We start from the raw sequence: 15,617 nt of genomic DNA on the forward strand, positions 1-15,617 counted from the left end.
AACTAAACAAAAATGACATCAAAAATAATTCAAATTATAAAAATCGTCTGTTTCCTTCCAGACACTATCTACAAATGAAATTATTCATAATTTGCTTTTTAGCCATCGCATCATTATTCATATTCAAGTCAAATACAAATACTTACACGCAGCAAACAGATCCTTTAGAAGAAAGCATTGTACGAGGCAGTGAAATTTATACTGATTTTTGTATCACGTGCCACTTGCCCAACGGTGAAGGCGTAGAAAATATTTATCCACCATTAGCAAAGTCAGACTATCTCATGCAAAAACAAGAAGAAAGTATTAGAGGTATTAAATATGGCCAAGAAAGAGCACTTGTTGTAAACGGAAAAACTTATAACGGCAAAATGGATGCTTTAGGTTTAGGTGACGATGAAGTCGCAGATGTAATGAATTATATTACAAATAGCTGGGGAAACAAAAACAACAAAATAGTTACTGAAGAAGACGTTTCAAAGATTAAAAAATAAGTGCAATTCTCTACAAATTATTTTACATTTAACTAACTTTGTAGAAAGCTAATTAAACAACAATTCATGCTAATTATAGGAATCGCAGGTGGTACAGGTTGTGGTAAAACCACTGTTGTAAACCAAATACTAAATGAACTTCCAGAAGGTGAAGTTGGTGTAATATCACAAGATTCATATTATAAAAACACCTCGCATTTATCTTATGATGAGCGTATTAAGATTAATTTTGACCATCCAAGGTCTATAGATTTCAACTTACTAGTAGCTCATTTAAAAGAATTAAAAAACAACATACCCATTCATCAACCTGTGTATTCTTTTGTAAAGCATAATAGAACGGGAGACACCATTTTAACTCACCCCAGAAAAGTGATGATTGTTGAGGGTATTTTAATACTTACAAATCCGAAATTAAGAGAAATGTTTGATATTAAAATATTTGTTCATGCAGATAGTGACGAACGTTTAATAAGGCGCTTAAAAAGAGATATCTCTGAAAGAGGAAGAGATATAGATGAAGTTTTAACACGCTACCAAAACACACTAAAACCCATGCATAATCAGTTTATAGAACCTATGAAAGAATATGCAGATATCATAATTCCTAACAATAAACACAATACAGTAGCAATAGATATAGTTAGAACTATAATAACAGAAAAATTATAATATGGCAGCCAAAAAAAACAAATACCTAAAACCTTTTAAAAACATATTTATACTTATTTTAGTTGTATTTGCTGTTTGGATGTTGTTTTTTGATGCCAATTCATGGCTTATTCATCATGAACTAAACACCGAAATTGAAGATTTAGAAAATGTAAAAGAATACTATAAAAAAGAAATTGCAAAGGACAACAAAGACTTAAAAAAGCTAAGTACAGAAGAAGGATTAGAGAAATTTGCAAGAGAAGAATATTATATGAAACGAGATAATGAAGAAATTTACATTATTGAGTATGAAGATAGCTTAAAAACAAAAAATAATGAATAACAATTTGTTTGATGAGTTTGACTCTGTTTCGTCAAAACAGTGGAAACAAAAAATACAGTTCGATTTAAAAGGAGCTGATTACAACAATACGCTTATTTGGAAAACCAATGAAGATATTGATGTAAAACCTTTTTATCATGCTGATGATTTTGATAAACGCCCAAACATTTCAAATACAAAGGCAACGCAATGGAAAATTTGCCAATCCATCTTCGTTGCAGATATTAAAAAATCAAATTTAAAAGCAATTGATATTATTGAAAGAGGTGCAGATAGCATTAAATTTATAATTCATTCGGATGATATTTCAATTAAAAATTTAATAGAGCACATCAATCTAGAAAAAACGATTCTATTTTTTGAACTTCAATTCCTTTCAGAAGGCTATGTAAAACAAATACTGAAACTAGTTCCCGATGCTAAAATTCATTTAGATATTATCGGGCAGCTTTCAAAAACTGGAAATTGGTTTAAAAGTTTAAACGATGATTTTAAATCCTTTGAATGCATCATAAAAAACACCAATTCTTTTAGCGTTAATGGGTCACTTTATCAAAATGCCGGTGCTAACATGGTACAGCAACTAGCCTATGCCCTAGCACATGCTAATGAGTATTTAAATGTATTGGAGAAAACTGAAAACAAATTACAATCGTTAAACGTTATTTTCAATGTTTCAGTTGGTACCAATTACTTTTTTGAAATAGCAAAATTAAGAGCTTTACGAAAACTATGGAAAGTATTAGCTTCAGAGTATAAAGTGAATACAGATTGCCATATTATAGTCACTCCAACCAAAAGAAACAAAACTTTATATGATTACAATACAAATATGCTACGCACCACTACGGAGTGTATGAGTACTATTCTTGGAGGCGCAAATACCATAATGAATTTACCTTACGATAGTATTTATCATAAAAGCAATGAATTTGGCGAACGCATTGCACGAAATCAATTATTAGTCTTAAAGCACGAAAGTTATTTTGATAAAGTAAACAACCCTTCTGATGGAGCGTACTATATAGAAAGCATTACCAATCAACTTTCAGAAAAAGCCCTCGAAGTATTTAAAGATATTGAAAGTAATGGCGGGTTTTTAAGTCAGCTTAAGGCTGGAACAGTCCAAAGAAAGATTAAAGAAAGTGCGTCTGCAGAGCAACAACAATTTGATAACGGCGAAGAAGTATTATTGGGTTCCAACAAGCACCCAAACACTAACGATAAAATGAAAAATGAATTAGAACTTTATCCTTTTGTTAAAACCAATTCTAGAAAAACATTAATTGAACCTATAATAGAAAAACGATTGTCAGAACAATTAGAACAAAAACGATTAAAAGATGAAAATTAAAACGAACTCAAACATCACCCTTATCACTTGTTTATTATTTTTTACTGCATTTAGTTGCAAAAATAAAAGTGTTTTTTCAGATTTCAAATACGCTGATAAACCTATGGCTTTTGTTTGCGAAGGTGCCAATTCAAAATTATTAAATGAAGCCCTTTATTCTTTTGAAGATGACATCATAAATCATTACAAAAAAGGAAATCAAAATTACAGATTAGAACAAGCTTATTCGCAAATAATAAGAAATTCTGTTTTTGGCAGATTAAAACTAGAGGACATCGTTTCAAAACATACCGTTAAGGTATTTGAAGCTTTAAAAAATGAAGCCAATTTATGGGATGCAAATAATTCAAAAAGTTATTTAAATTACAATAGCACTGCCGTAAATTGTATTTCAAATAATATACAAGACAAAGCTCTAAAAGACACTTTCGATGCTCTTATAACAACGAATAGCATGAGTCCAAAACTGTTTGGAGCACCATTAACAACTAAATACAGAAACGTATTAAACGACAAAAATTTAGCTATGTATGTGGCATTAGATTTATATTATGCTAAAATGTTTAATATAAATTTCTCTAAGGTGAATTTAGAGAAACCAGAACAGAAAGTGGACTTTAATCAAGTGCCGCCAATGCCAGAAACCGATCCTCATGCTGGACATAATCACTAAGATGTAATGACCAGAAGAAATCTTCAACATATCGAAATAAAGTCAGAAGTTAAAAGTCAAAAGTCAGAAGCTATAACTTTTCGAACTGCTGAAGATATTGATATAAAATCAACTTATTCAAAAGAAGATATTGAAGGGTTAGAGCATCTGAATTTCGTAGCTGGAATTACGCCAAACCTCAGAGGCCCTTACAGTACCATGTATGTTCGCAGACCTTGGACAATCAGACAATATGCTGGTTTTTCTACCGCCGAAGATAGTAATGCGTTTTACAGGAGAAATTTAGCTGCTGGACAAAAAGGACTTTCTGTCGCCTTTGATTTGGCGACGCATCGGGGATATGATTCAGATCATGAGCGTGTTGTTGGCGATGTTGGAAAAGCTGGTGTAGCCATCGATTCGGTTGAAGACATGAAAATCCTCTTCGATCAGATTCCATTAGATAAAATGTCGGTTTCTATGACCATGAATGGTGCCGTTTTACCAATCTTGGCATTTTATATAGTTGCAGCAGAAGAACAAGGTGTAAAACCAGAACAATTGGCTGGAACGATTCAAAATGATATTTTAAAAGAGTTTATGGTGCGTAATACGTATATATACCCACCAACACCTTCAATGAAAATCATTTCAGATATATTTGAATATTCCAGTAAGAACATGCCAAAATTCAACAGCATTAGCATCTCTGGATATCACATGCAAGAAGCAGGTGCCACTTGCGACATTGAGTTGGCATACACTTTAGCCGACGGTTTAGAATATATTAGAAAAGGATTAGCAGCAGGCATGGATATTGATACCTTTGCCCCTCGCCTATCTTTTTTCTGGGCCATTGGCATGAACCATTTTATGGAAATTGCAAAAATGCGAGCTGCCAGAATGCTTTGGGCAAAATTGGTAAAACAATTCAATCCTAAAAATGATAAATCTTTAGCTTTACGCACACATTGCCAAACTTCGGGCTGGAGTTTGACTGAGCAAGATCCTTTTAACAATGTTGCTAGAACAACTATTGAAGCAGCAGCAGCAGCTTTTGGCGGCACACAAAGTTTGCATACAAACGCTTTAGACGAAGCTATTGCATTACCAACTGATTTTTCAGCAAGAATTGCAAGAAATACCCAAATATTTCTTCAAGAAGAAACTAAAATCACAAAAGCAGTTGATCCTTGGGCCGGAAGTTATTATGTTGAAAAATTAACTCATGATATCGCTCAAAAAGCATGGTCGTTAATTGAAGAAGTTGAAGAATTAGGAGGCATGACCAAAGCTATAGAAGCAGGCATTCCCAAAATAAGAATTGAAGAAGCCGCTGCAAGAAAACAAGCTAGAATTGATTCTGGGCAAGATATTATTGTAGGTATTAATAAATACAGACTTGAAGAGGAAGCCCCCATTTCAACACTAGAAGTAGACAACCAAACCGTAAGAAATTCTCAAATAGAGCGATTAAACACAATTAAAGCTGTAAGAAATTCAGAGAAAGTTAAAGCTACTTTATCAAAATTAACTAAAGCGGCTAAATATTCATTAAATTCGATACATAAAGATTTTGAAGAAGGTCAACAAATTGAATCGAAAGATCCCCACATGCGTGAGGATTATAATTTATTAGCTTTAGCTGTTGAAGCTGCTCGTGAACGTGCTACACTTGGAGAAATTAGTGATGCTTTGGAAGTAGAATTCGGGCGTTATAAAGCACAAATAAAATCATTTTCCGGCGTGTATAGTAAAGAAATAAAAGACGACAAATCCTTTAAGAAAGCTCAAGAACTAGCTGATACTTTTGCAGAACAAGATGGCAGGCGCCCTCGAATTATGATTGCAAAAATGGGGCAAGATGGTCATGACCGTGGCGCTAAAGTAGTTGCTACTGGATATGCTGATGTAGGATTTGATGTTGATATTGGCCCACTATTCCAAACCCCACAAGAAGCAGCGAAACAAGCAGTTGAAAACGATGTGCATATTTTAGGTGTATCCTCATTGGCAGCTGGCCACAAAACTTTAGTTCCGCAAGTTGTTGATGCTTTAAAAGGGTATGGTCGTGATGATATTATGGTTGTAGTTGGTGGTGTCATCCCAAAACAAGATTATCAGTATTTATTTGATGCAGGTGCTATAGCCGTTTTTGGTCCAGGGACAAAAATTAGTGACGCAGCCATTAAGATTTTGGAAATTCTCATTGATTAAATAATCCTAGAGGCAGAGTCGTAGAGGTCTTCAACGGAAGAACGCTGAAACATTTCATGAAAATCAACCGTATTCAAACTCTCCTCTTATACCTCCAATGTGAGCATCTGGGGAATTCTTATATTTAAAAATTAATTTTATGTTAAATTTTTAATCAATCAAATTATTTTCTTACAAATCAGTATATTTGTCTTATAAACAAAAACAACATTATGAGAAAAATTTTATTTATACTTGGACTCTCGGTTACACTATTAGCATGTAACTCACAAAACAAAGTTATTGCTTCAGAACAAAATAAAACTGAAGAAGTTACAAAACAAGTATCAAAAGATATACCTATTGATTCTGAAGTTAAAATAGGCACCCTAAGTAATGGCCTTACCTATTACATAAAAAATAATAATAAACCAGAAAATAAAGTAGAATTAAGATTAGTTGTAAAAGCAGGTTCTATTTTAGAAGATGAGGACCAACTAGGTCTTGCCCATTTTATGGAACATATGAATTTTAATGGCACCAAAAATTTCAAGAAAAATGAATTGGTAGATTATCTTCAAAGTATTGGAGTAAAATTTGGCGCACATTTAAATGCATATACCAGTTTTGACGAAACTGTTTATATTTTACCAATACCAAGTGAAGACCCAGAAAAATTAGAAAAAGGATTCCAAATACTTGAAGATTGGGCACATAATGCTTTATTAACTAATGAAGAAATAGATAATGAAAGGGGCGTAGTTTTAGAAGAGTACAGACTTGGGAAAGGAGCAGATGAGCGCATGATGCAAAAATATTTACCAAAAGTTTTATATGGTTCTAAATATGCTAAAAGACTGCCTATTGGTACAAAAGAAAACTTAGAAACTTTTGATTACGAAAGCATTAAGCGTTTTTACAAAGACTGGTACAGACCAGATTTAATGGCGATTATGGCAGTTGGAGACGTTGATGTTGAAACGCTTGAAGAAAAAATTAAAATGCATTTTGGTAAAATTCCATCTCCAGAAAATCCAAGACCAAGAGAAATATTTAATTTACCAAATCATGAAGAAACGTTTATAGCTATTGAATCTGATAAAGAAGCCATGTTTTCTAGGGTTCAAATTATGTTTAAAGACAACGACGTTAGTAAAGAAGACAAAACCCTAAATGAATACAGACACTCTATAATAGAATCTCTTTTTTCTCAAATGATTAATAATCGTTTAGATGAATTAAGAAACAGTGAAAACCCGCCTTTCGTTTATGGTTATTCGTATCATGGAGGTACTTGGGCTAAAACTAAAGACGCCTATCAATCGTTTGCTATGACAAGTGAAACAGGGCAATTAAATGCTTTAAAAACGCTATTAGAAGAAAACGAAAGAGTAAGAAAATTTGGTTTCAATTCTGGTGAATTTGAAAGAGCAAAAAAAGATATTATCTCACGTTTAGAAAAATCATTTAAAGACAAAGATAAAACTGAATCTAAGAGAATTATTGGAGAATATGTTAGAAACTTTTTAAGTAATGATCCGATTCCAGGAATTGAGTGGGAATATAATTTTAATAAAACCCAATTACCAACTATAACACTTGATGAGGTTAATAATCTAATCACTGATTACATCAAAGAAAATAACCGTGTTGTAGTAATAACAGGTCCTGAAAAAGAAGGTGTAACTAAAGTAACTGAAGATCAAATAACAGAATTATTAAATACTGTAAAGAATACAGATTTAAAGCCTTATGACGACGCTGAAATGGCAAATTCTTTAATTACAAATTTACCTGCAATCGGTGGAATAACAGACATGGTAAAAGATGAAAAGTTGGGAACTACAACTTTAACTTTAAGTAATGGAGCTACAGTAACTTACAAAATAACAGATTTTAAAAACGACGAAATATTATTTGATGCATTTAGTTATGGCGGTACATCTTTGTATTCTGATGAAGAATTTAAGGCTACAACTTTTGCTAACCGTGGGTTAACTGAAGCTGGGGTTAATGGATTTAACAAAGTAGATATGGGTAAAATGCTTTCTGGTAAAATTGTTAATGTTAGACCAAGTATAAGCAATATCAGTGAAGGGTTTTCTGGATCTTCAACACCTAAAGATTTTGAAACACTGTTTCAACTCACACATTTATATTTTACTGCTTTAAATAAAGATGACAAAGCATTTTCATCTTACTTAAATAAGCAAAAAGCCTTTTTAGGTAATTTATTAGCAAGCCCTCAAATATATTTTCAAATTGAAATGGGCAAATTCATGAATGGTAAAAACCCAAGATATACAGGGTTTCCAACCCCAGAAAAATTAGATGAGGCAAATTATGACTTAGCATACCAAAAGTATAAAGAGCGTTTTGCAGATGCTGGCGACTTTAAATTTTACTTTGTAGGTAACATTGACGAGAAAAAATTGATAGAATATAGTGCAAAATATTTAGCTAATTTACCTACTACTAATTCTAAAGAAATGTACAAAGTAACTGATTACAGACCTTTAAGTGGCGCGCATGAAAAGATAGTTGAAAAAGGCACAGACCCTAAAAGCTCTGTTCAAATAAGATATCAAGGCGAAACAGAATATAATGCTGAAGAAGCGTATGCACTAAAAAGCCTTTCTGAGGTGTTAACTATAAAATTAATTGAAAAACTAAGAGAAGAAGAAGGTGGTGTTTATGGGGTTGGAGCAAGAGCTAGTATTAGTAAAATACCTTATGGTTGGTATAACTTTACTATAAGTTTCCCTTGTGGACCAGAAAATGTAAATAAGCTAAAAACTGCAGCTTTAGCTGAGGTTCAAAAAATAATTGAAAATGGACCAACAGATGAAGATTTGGCAAAAGTTAAAGAAGCTCAAATTTTAGAACACAAGGAAGACCTTAAAGAAAATAAATTCTGGTTAAGTTTAATTAAAGATGTTGATTATGAATCTAAAAACCCATCAGAAGTTTTTGAATTTGAAAACAAGGTAACTAACCTTACTAAAGAAGACATACAAAATGTTGCCAAAAAATACTTAACTAAAGGAGCTATTATAGGTATACATAACCCAGAAATATAGTTTTAACTTATATATTTAAAAACTAATAAAGAAGCAATTTCTAGCTTCTTTATTAGTTTAATCAACTGTTAACAAGTTCGGTTTTTATTCCTCGTAAATAATCGTATTTTTGCCCTTAATAAAACCAAATCATTTAATGGGTAAAATCATTGCAATTGCTAATCAAAAAGGCGGTGTTGGAAAAACGACAACATCCATAAACTTAGCAGCTTCACTAGGTGTTCTAGAAAAAAAAGTATTACTTATAGATGCTGACCCTCAAGCAAATGCAACTTCTGGAATAGGAATAGATGTAGAATCTGTAGATATAGGAACTTATCAACTTTTAGAGCATTCTAATACAGCTAAAGAGGCTATTATAAGCACCGAAACACCTAACTTAGATATTATTCCTTCTCATATCGATTTAGTAGCTATTGAAATAGAACTTGTCGATAAAGACGAACGCGAATACATGCTAAAAAAAGCATTAAAAGATATCAAGGATGAATACGATTACATCATTATTGATTGCGCACCATCGTTAGGCTTATTAACCCTAAATGCGCTAACTGCTGCTGATGCGGTAATTATTCCGATTCAATGCGAATATTTTGCACTAGAAGGTCTGGGTAAATTATTAAACACAATAAAAAGTGTTCAAAAAATACATAATCCAGAATTAGATATAGAAGGTTTGCTACTAACCATGTACGATTCGCGCTTGCGTTTGTCTAATCAAGTGGTTGAAGAAGTACAAAAACATTTTAACGATATGGTATTTAAAACTATCATTCAGAGAAATGTAAGACTCAGTGAAGCACCAAGTTATGGTGAAAGTATAATTAATTATGATGCAAGTAGTAAAGGTGCTAACAATTACTTAAGTTTGGCAAAAGAAGTCATCAATAAAAACGCTTAATTATGGCTAAGGCAACTAAAAAACAGGCTTTAGGAAGAGGTTTATCAGCACTATTAAAAGACCCAAGTAACGACATTCAATCTGTACAAGACAAAAACGCCGATAAAGTAATAGGTAATATTATTGAATTAGATGTTGATTTTATTGAAGTTAACCCGTTTCAACCACGTACAAATTTTAGTGAAGAATCCCTTCGTGAATTAGCTTCGTCTATAAAGGAATTAGGTATTATTCAGCCTATAACGGTTAGAAAATTAGGATTAAACAAATATCAACTCGTTTCTGGTGAGCGTCGTTATAGAGCTTCAAAATTATTAGGTTTAGAAACAATTCCTTCTTACGTTAGAATTGCTAACGATCAAGAATCACTTGAAATGGCTTTGGTTGAAAATATTCAACGTCAAGATTTAGACCCTATTGAAATTGCCTTATCATACCAACGTTTAATCGACGAAATCAATTTAACACAAGAGCAAATGAGTGAGCGTGTTGGAAAAAAACGTTCTACCATAGCTAACTATTTACGATTATTAAAACTAGACCCTATTATCCAAACAGGAATGCGTGATGGTTTTATTTCCATGGGTCATGGGCGTGCATTAATTGCTATTGATGACCAAACCATACAATTAAATATTTACGAAAAAATACTATCTAACAAACTTTCGGTTAGAGAAACTGAAAACCTGGTTCGTGATTTCAATACCACAGGACAAACTGAAAACACTTCAAAAAAATCAGTAAATGAAGACATGCCAAAATTTGTTAAAAAAGGCATTGCTGCATTTTCTGAATACTTTGGACATAAAATTGACGTTAAAGTCTCTAAAAATGGCAAAGGAAAAATTACGATTCCTTTTCATTCAGAAGAAGATTTTAATCGTATTAAAAAATTAGTTCAAGGTGCAAAATAAAATCCTTATAACAGGAATAGTAGCATGCTTACTTTGTTTCTCTTCTTTCGCACAAGACAAGAAGAAAAAACAAAAAAAAGAACTTCCAAAAGAAGTTTTTATCGATTCAATTATTGAACCCAGTAAACCTATAAACCCATTATCGCCTGCTAAAGCTGCTTTCTATTCGGCTATACTTCCAGGTTTAGGACAAGCCTACAATAAAAAGTACTGGAAAATCCCTATCGTTTATGGTGCTATAGGTACAGGCGTTTATTTTTATATAAATAACAACAAAGAGTATATTAGATATCGGGACGCCTACAAAAGAAGACTTGCAGGCTTTACAGATGATGAATTTTATTTTGATTCTCAGGGCACTCCATTAACCACACCTAGAGTATCTACAGATCGGCTTCAAGACGCTCAAAAACTATTTCGCAGAAATAAAGAAATCTCATTATTAGTAACCCTTGGATTCTATGCCCTAAATATTATTGATGCTAATGTAGATGCACATTTATTACAATATAACGTAGATGAAAACTTATCTTTATCACCACATTATAAGTTAAATGAACTTGATGCAACAAGCAATATAGGATTAACTTTAAATTTTAAATTTTAGCGCATAATGGACATTAAGCAAACCATACATAAACACAAATGAACATAGCATTACTTGGATACGGAAAAATGGGGAAAACCATTGAGCAGATTGCCATTAAACGCGGGCATAATGTAGTATTGGCTATTGATAAAGATGATAAAGATTACGATATTACTAAGGCTGATGTTGCTATAGATTTTAGTATTCCAACAGTGGCTTTTAATAATATTTCGAATTGTATTAATAATAATGTGCCTGTTATATCTGGAACTACTGGATGGCTGGATAAATATGATGATGCCGTTGCTTTATGTAAAGAAAAAAAAGGGGCTTTTATCTATGCTTCAAACTATAGTTTAGGTGTGAATATCTTTTTTGAACTCAACAAAACACTTGCAAAAATGATGAGTGCTTTAAAGCAGTATAATGTTTCTATGGAAGAAATTCATCATACACAAAAGCTAGATGCACCAAGTGGTACTGCAATTACTTTGGCTAATGGTGTTATTGAAAAGCATGACAGTTATGATAACTGGAAGCTTGACAAAAATGGAAAAAGCACAATTCCAATTGTTGCAAAACGTATTAATGACGTTCCTGGAACACATACTGTAACCTACGAAAGCGAAGTAGATACCATAAACATAGAACATATTGCACATACCAGACAAGGTTTTGCTCTGGGCGCAGTTGTTGCAGCGGAATGGATCGCTGGAAAAACGGGTATTTTCACCATGAATGATGTGTTAAATATTGGTTAACATTCAATAAACCTGTAACAATACAAACGCTGTTACTACTAACAAAAAATTAAAATTTTGAGATTATGACTTGGACACAATGGTTTATATTCATCTTAATAATTCAAGTAATTCATGGTTTAGGTACTTGGAAATTATATATTAAAGCAGGGAGACAAGCCTGGGAAGCCTTTATTCCTGTATATAATGGTATCGTATTAATGAAAATCATCAACCGCCCTTGGTGGTGGATTATTTTATTGTTCCTACCTATTGTAAATCTTATTATGCTTCCTGTAGTGTGGGTTGAAACTGCTAGAAGTTTTGGAAAAAACACAACTCTGGATACTGTTTTAGCTGTTATAACACTCGGGTTTTACAACTATTATCTCAATTATGTAGCTGATGTAAATTATATTGAAAACAGAAGCTTACACCCAAACACGTCGGGTGGTGATTGGATAAGTTCTATTTTATTTGCTATTGTGGCGGCAACCATTGTTCATACCTATTTTATGCAACCGTTTACGATTCCTTCTTCATCACTTGAAAAATCACTACTTGTAGGCGATTTTCTTTTTGTAAGTAAATTTCATTACGGCGCAAGAGTACCAATGACAACAGTTGGAGCGCCTATGGTTCATGACACAATCCCTGGTTTAAATAAAAAATCATACTTATTTAATGATCATTTTGAAGAACGTAAAACGTCATGGAAAAACAAATTACAACTTCCTTATTTAAGGTTTCCTGGTTTTGAAAAAATTGATAGAAATGAAATTGTCGTTTTCAATCAGCCAGCGGATACCTTAAAGGATATGAATGTTTTTAAACCAGATAGAAACTATTACAAACCTATTGATAAAAAGACCAACTTGGTTAAACGCTGTGTTGGTGTTGCTGGAGATTCTCTTGAGGTTAGAAATGGCTACGTTTATATTAACGGAAAGAAAAACGAATTACCAGATAGAGCGCATTTACAGTTTAGTTATCTAGTGCAGCCAAAAACAAATCAGTTTAATCCTAAGTTCATTAAAGATCGCTATGATATTACTGATGGTTTTGGCATCATGAACAGCCAGAATACCTATTATTTTTCAGCTATTTCTGATGAAGCTTTATCTAAGTTTAAGAATCACCCAAATGTTGCTAGCATAACACCGAATAAACAAGAAAAAGGTGTAAGAGATTCTGATATTTTTCCACATGACCCAAATTACAATTGGAATGTTGACTTTTTTGGACCTTTATATATTCCTGAAGAAGGAAAAACCATCGCTATTAATTTAGAAGTTTTACCTTTATATAAACGTGTTATTACAGAATATGAAGGCAATACTCTTCAAGTTAAAGGCAATCAAATTTTAATTAATGGTGAAGTAACAGACACTTATACCTTCAAACAAAATTATTATTGGATGATGGGTGACAATCGTCACAACTCGATTGATGCTAGACGCTGGGGATTCGTGCCGTTTGATCATGTAGTTGGTAAACCTGTATTTATTTGGATGAGTTGGGATGGTATTAAAAATCCACGTTGGGAACGCTTCTTCACAACCGTTAGCGGAAGTGGAAAGGCCACCTCATACCTTATACCCTTTTTGGTTTTATTATTTGGTTGGATGGGGTTCAACAAATGGAGACAGCGCAAAAAAGTAAGCAAATAAACTTTAATCTACTTTTGCTTAAACTCACCTTTTAAAGACTAAGCATATTTATGAATATTAAAGGGTTTTTCTTTATTGTATTTATTTCGTCTGCTTCGTTTAGTCAGAATAGAACGAGTTTACATAGCAACTCTAATATTTGTAATGTAAAATTAGATTCCATAAATGAAACAGCTATCACTAAAAATTTTGTTTTAGGTAAGTTTGATTACAGAAATCATGAGCTTTTCACAAAAGCAAATGCTGTTCATGCTTCAAAAAATTTATACCTAAATAAAAAAGTTTACAGTACTTTTATAAGGATGTTCAATCAAGCTAAAACTGATGGAATAACTTTAAAAATCATTTCTGGGACTAGAAATTTTGATGAGCAAAAAGCTATTTGGGAACGAAAATGGAAAAAACACAAAAAACTAGAACCTATTGAGAGAGCAAAAAAAATATTAGAGTATAGTTCTATGCCTTCAACATCCAGACATCACTGGGGAACAGATATAGACTTGAATAGTTTCGCAAATTCCTATTTTGAAAAAGGTCAAGGCGCAAAAGCATATAAATGGCTTTTGAAAAATGCAAACAGCTATGGTTTTTACCAAGTTTATACAGATAAAAATACAGGAAGAACAGGTTATAATTTAGAACGCTGGCATTGGTCTTACCTACCATTAGCAAGTAAATATCTTAGTTATTACAATACACACGTGGATTATTCAGACATATTAGGTTTTAAGGGTTCTGAATTAGCAAAAGAATTACATATTATTCCCAATTATGTCAATGGTATTTCTGAAAAATCTAAACGAATAACATATTCACAGAAATGAAAATTGTTATACACCCAACTTATTTTCCTAATCTAGTGCACTTCGTTGCTATTGTAAATGCAAATGAAGTTGTTTTAGAAATGGATGATAATTTTTTGAAGCAAACCTATAGAAACCGGGCGTACATTTATGGCGCCAACGGAAAGTTAGGTCTAAATATTCCTGTGATTCACTCACAAAATAATCGCCAGAAATACAGAGATGTTAAAATCTATAATCAAGACCATTGGCAAAGTTCACATTGGAAATCGTTACTTTCCGCCTATAGAACATCCCCTTTTTTTGAATATTATGAAGATGATCTTCAACATTTATTTACTGAAAAAGCAGAATTTCTTTTAGATTTTAATATGAAATGTTTTGAAGTGATTTGTGATTGTTTACAATTGGAACTGAACATATCAAGAACAGAAACATTTCAAAAAATTATTGAGGATAAAACAGATTTTAGATACTTAGTAAATGCTAAAAAGGAAGTGTCTTATACATTTGAAACTTACACGCAAGTTTTTAACAACAAATATGGTTTTATTCCTAATTTAAGCATTTTAGATTTACTTTTTAATGAAGGCCCTAATGCTTTGAATTACTTAGAGTCTCAAACAATAATATCCCTGTAATGACACAAACACTTATTCATTATGGCTGTCATTTTTTATTACCACTCATTGTCGCTTTACTATTTTTTAAATCGAATTGGAAGTATGCTTATCTTATTATGATTGCAGGAATGTTGATTGATTTAGATCATTTATTAGCAACTCCTATGTTCGACCCCAACCGATGTAGTATTGGTTATCATCCTTTACACTCTAGTTTTGCTATTCTGTTTTACGTGTTTTTATCTATTCCGAAGAAATCTCGATTGGTTGGGTTGGGTTTAGTAATTCATATTATTTCTGATGCTTTGGATTGTTGGCTTATGTGAAAGTTGTTAGGCAGAAGTTCGCGGATTTTTCACAGAGATGGACGGAGAAATTCGAACTTCAATTATTACTTTCAGATTCTAAAAAATTAGTCGCGCAAAGACGCTAAGTCGCAAAGTTAAAAGCACTAACTGATTTCTGAAACTAAAAACTACTACACCAAGATTTGCTGAAGTTCGCGGAGTTTTCACAGAGATTCGCAGAGAAAAATAGCTTGATGTTGCTGAAAATATTGTCACGCAAAGGCGCTAAGACGCAAAGTTTTGAAATATCGAAGAAA

At 32.5% G+C, this 15,617-nt stretch carries 15 protein-coding genes; all 15 read left to right on the forward strand.

The window, feature by feature from the left end; genetic code table 11:
- The coding region (locus tag AAC024_RS11620) for a cytochrome c (RefSeq protein ID WP_339895578.1) at positions 1-494 on the forward strand (494 nt) is incomplete at its 5' end.
- A gap of 66 nt (positions 495-560) precedes the next feature.
- Positions 561-1,166, forward strand: coding sequence for a uridine kinase (gene udk / locus AAC024_RS11625; protein WP_339895579.1), 606 nt, complete (start codon positions 561-563; stop codon positions 1,164-1,166).
- 1 nt (position 1,167) lies between these two features.
- A complete protein-coding gene (locus AAC024_RS11630) occupies positions 1,168-1,491 on the forward strand; it encodes a septum formation initiator family protein (RefSeq protein WP_339895580.1) in 324 nt (107 codons plus the stop codon).
- Positions 1,484-2,845, forward strand: a complete 1,362-nt coding sequence (locus tag AAC024_RS11635; RefSeq protein ID WP_339895581.1) for a methylmalonyl-CoA mutase subunit beta — start codon at positions 1,484-1,486, stop codon at positions 2,843-2,845. Before AAC024_RS11630 ends, AAC024_RS11635 begins: the two co-directional genes overlap by 8 nt.
- Positions 2,835-3,518: a hypothetical protein gene (locus tag AAC024_RS11640; protein WP_339895583.1), complete on the forward strand. Its 684-nt coding sequence runs from the start codon at positions 2,835-2,837 to the stop codon at positions 3,516-3,518. The genes AAC024_RS11635 and AAC024_RS11640 overlap by 11 nt, the downstream gene beginning before the upstream one ends.
- A gap of 6 nt (positions 3,519-3,524) precedes the next feature.
- Positions 3,525-5,714 (forward strand): methylmalonyl-CoA mutase, encoded by a 2,190-nt coding sequence (gene scpA / locus AAC024_RS11645; RefSeq protein ID WP_339895584.1) that lies wholly within the window; start codon positions 3,525-3,527, stop codon positions 5,712-5,714.
- 212 nt (positions 5,715-5,926) lie between these two features.
- On the forward strand, positions 5,927-8,773 hold the full coding sequence (locus AAC024_RS11650) for an insulinase family protein (RefSeq protein WP_339895585.1): 2,847 nt from the start codon (positions 5,927-5,929) through the stop codon (positions 8,771-8,773).
- A 136-nt stretch (positions 8,774-8,909) separates the two neighbouring features.
- The gene (locus AAC024_RS11655) at positions 8,910-9,674 is read left to right on the forward strand and encodes an AAA family ATPase (protein WP_339895586.1); all 765 of its coding nucleotides are present in this window, start codon (positions 8,910-8,912) and stop codon (positions 9,672-9,674) included.
- A 2-nt stretch (positions 9,675-9,676) separates the two neighbouring features.
- On the forward strand, positions 9,677-10,588 hold the full coding sequence (locus AAC024_RS11660) for a ParB/RepB/Spo0J family partition protein (RefSeq protein ID WP_339895588.1): 912 nt from the start codon (positions 9,677-9,679) through the stop codon (positions 10,586-10,588).
- Positions 10,578-11,195 (forward strand): DUF5683 domain-containing protein, encoded by a 618-nt coding sequence (locus AAC024_RS11665; protein WP_339895589.1) that lies wholly within the window; start codon positions 10,578-10,580, stop codon positions 11,193-11,195. Before AAC024_RS11660 ends, AAC024_RS11665 begins: the two co-directional genes overlap by 11 nt.
- Positions 11,196-11,233: 38 nt before the next feature.
- Positions 11,234-11,938 (forward strand): 4-hydroxy-tetrahydrodipicolinate reductase, encoded by a 705-nt coding sequence (dapB, locus tag AAC024_RS11670; protein ID WP_339895591.1) that lies wholly within the window; start codon positions 11,234-11,236, stop codon positions 11,936-11,938.
- 65 nt (positions 11,939-12,003) lie between these two features.
- The gene (lepB, locus tag AAC024_RS11675) at positions 12,004-13,587 is read left to right on the forward strand and encodes a signal peptidase I (protein WP_339895592.1); all 1,584 of its coding nucleotides are present in this window, start codon (positions 12,004-12,006) and stop codon (positions 13,585-13,587) included.
- 50 nt (positions 13,588-13,637) lie between these two features.
- Positions 13,638-14,411 carry a M15 family metallopeptidase gene (locus AAC024_RS11680; RefSeq protein ID WP_339895593.1) on the forward strand — a complete coding sequence of 258 codons (774 nt, stop codon included), beginning with the start codon at positions 13,638-13,640 and terminating at the stop codon, positions 14,409-14,411.
- On the forward strand, positions 14,408-15,031 hold the full coding sequence (locus tag AAC024_RS11685; RefSeq protein WP_339895594.1) for a WbqC family protein: 624 nt from the start codon (positions 14,408-14,410) through the stop codon (positions 15,029-15,031). The genes AAC024_RS11680 and AAC024_RS11685 overlap by 4 nt, the downstream gene beginning before the upstream one ends.
- Complete coding sequence (locus AAC024_RS11690; RefSeq protein WP_339895595.1) at positions 15,031-15,339, forward strand: DUF6122 family protein; 309 nt, start codon at positions 15,031-15,033, stop codon at positions 15,337-15,339. Before AAC024_RS11685 ends, AAC024_RS11690 begins: the two co-directional genes overlap by 1 nt.
- Positions 15,340-15,617 lie beyond the last annotated feature (278 nt).

The organism is uncultured Algibacter sp., assembly GCF_963976535.1.
In the GTDB taxonomy this organism is placed as follows: Bacteria; Bacteroidota; Bacteroidia; order Flavobacteriales; family Flavobacteriaceae; genus Algibacter_B.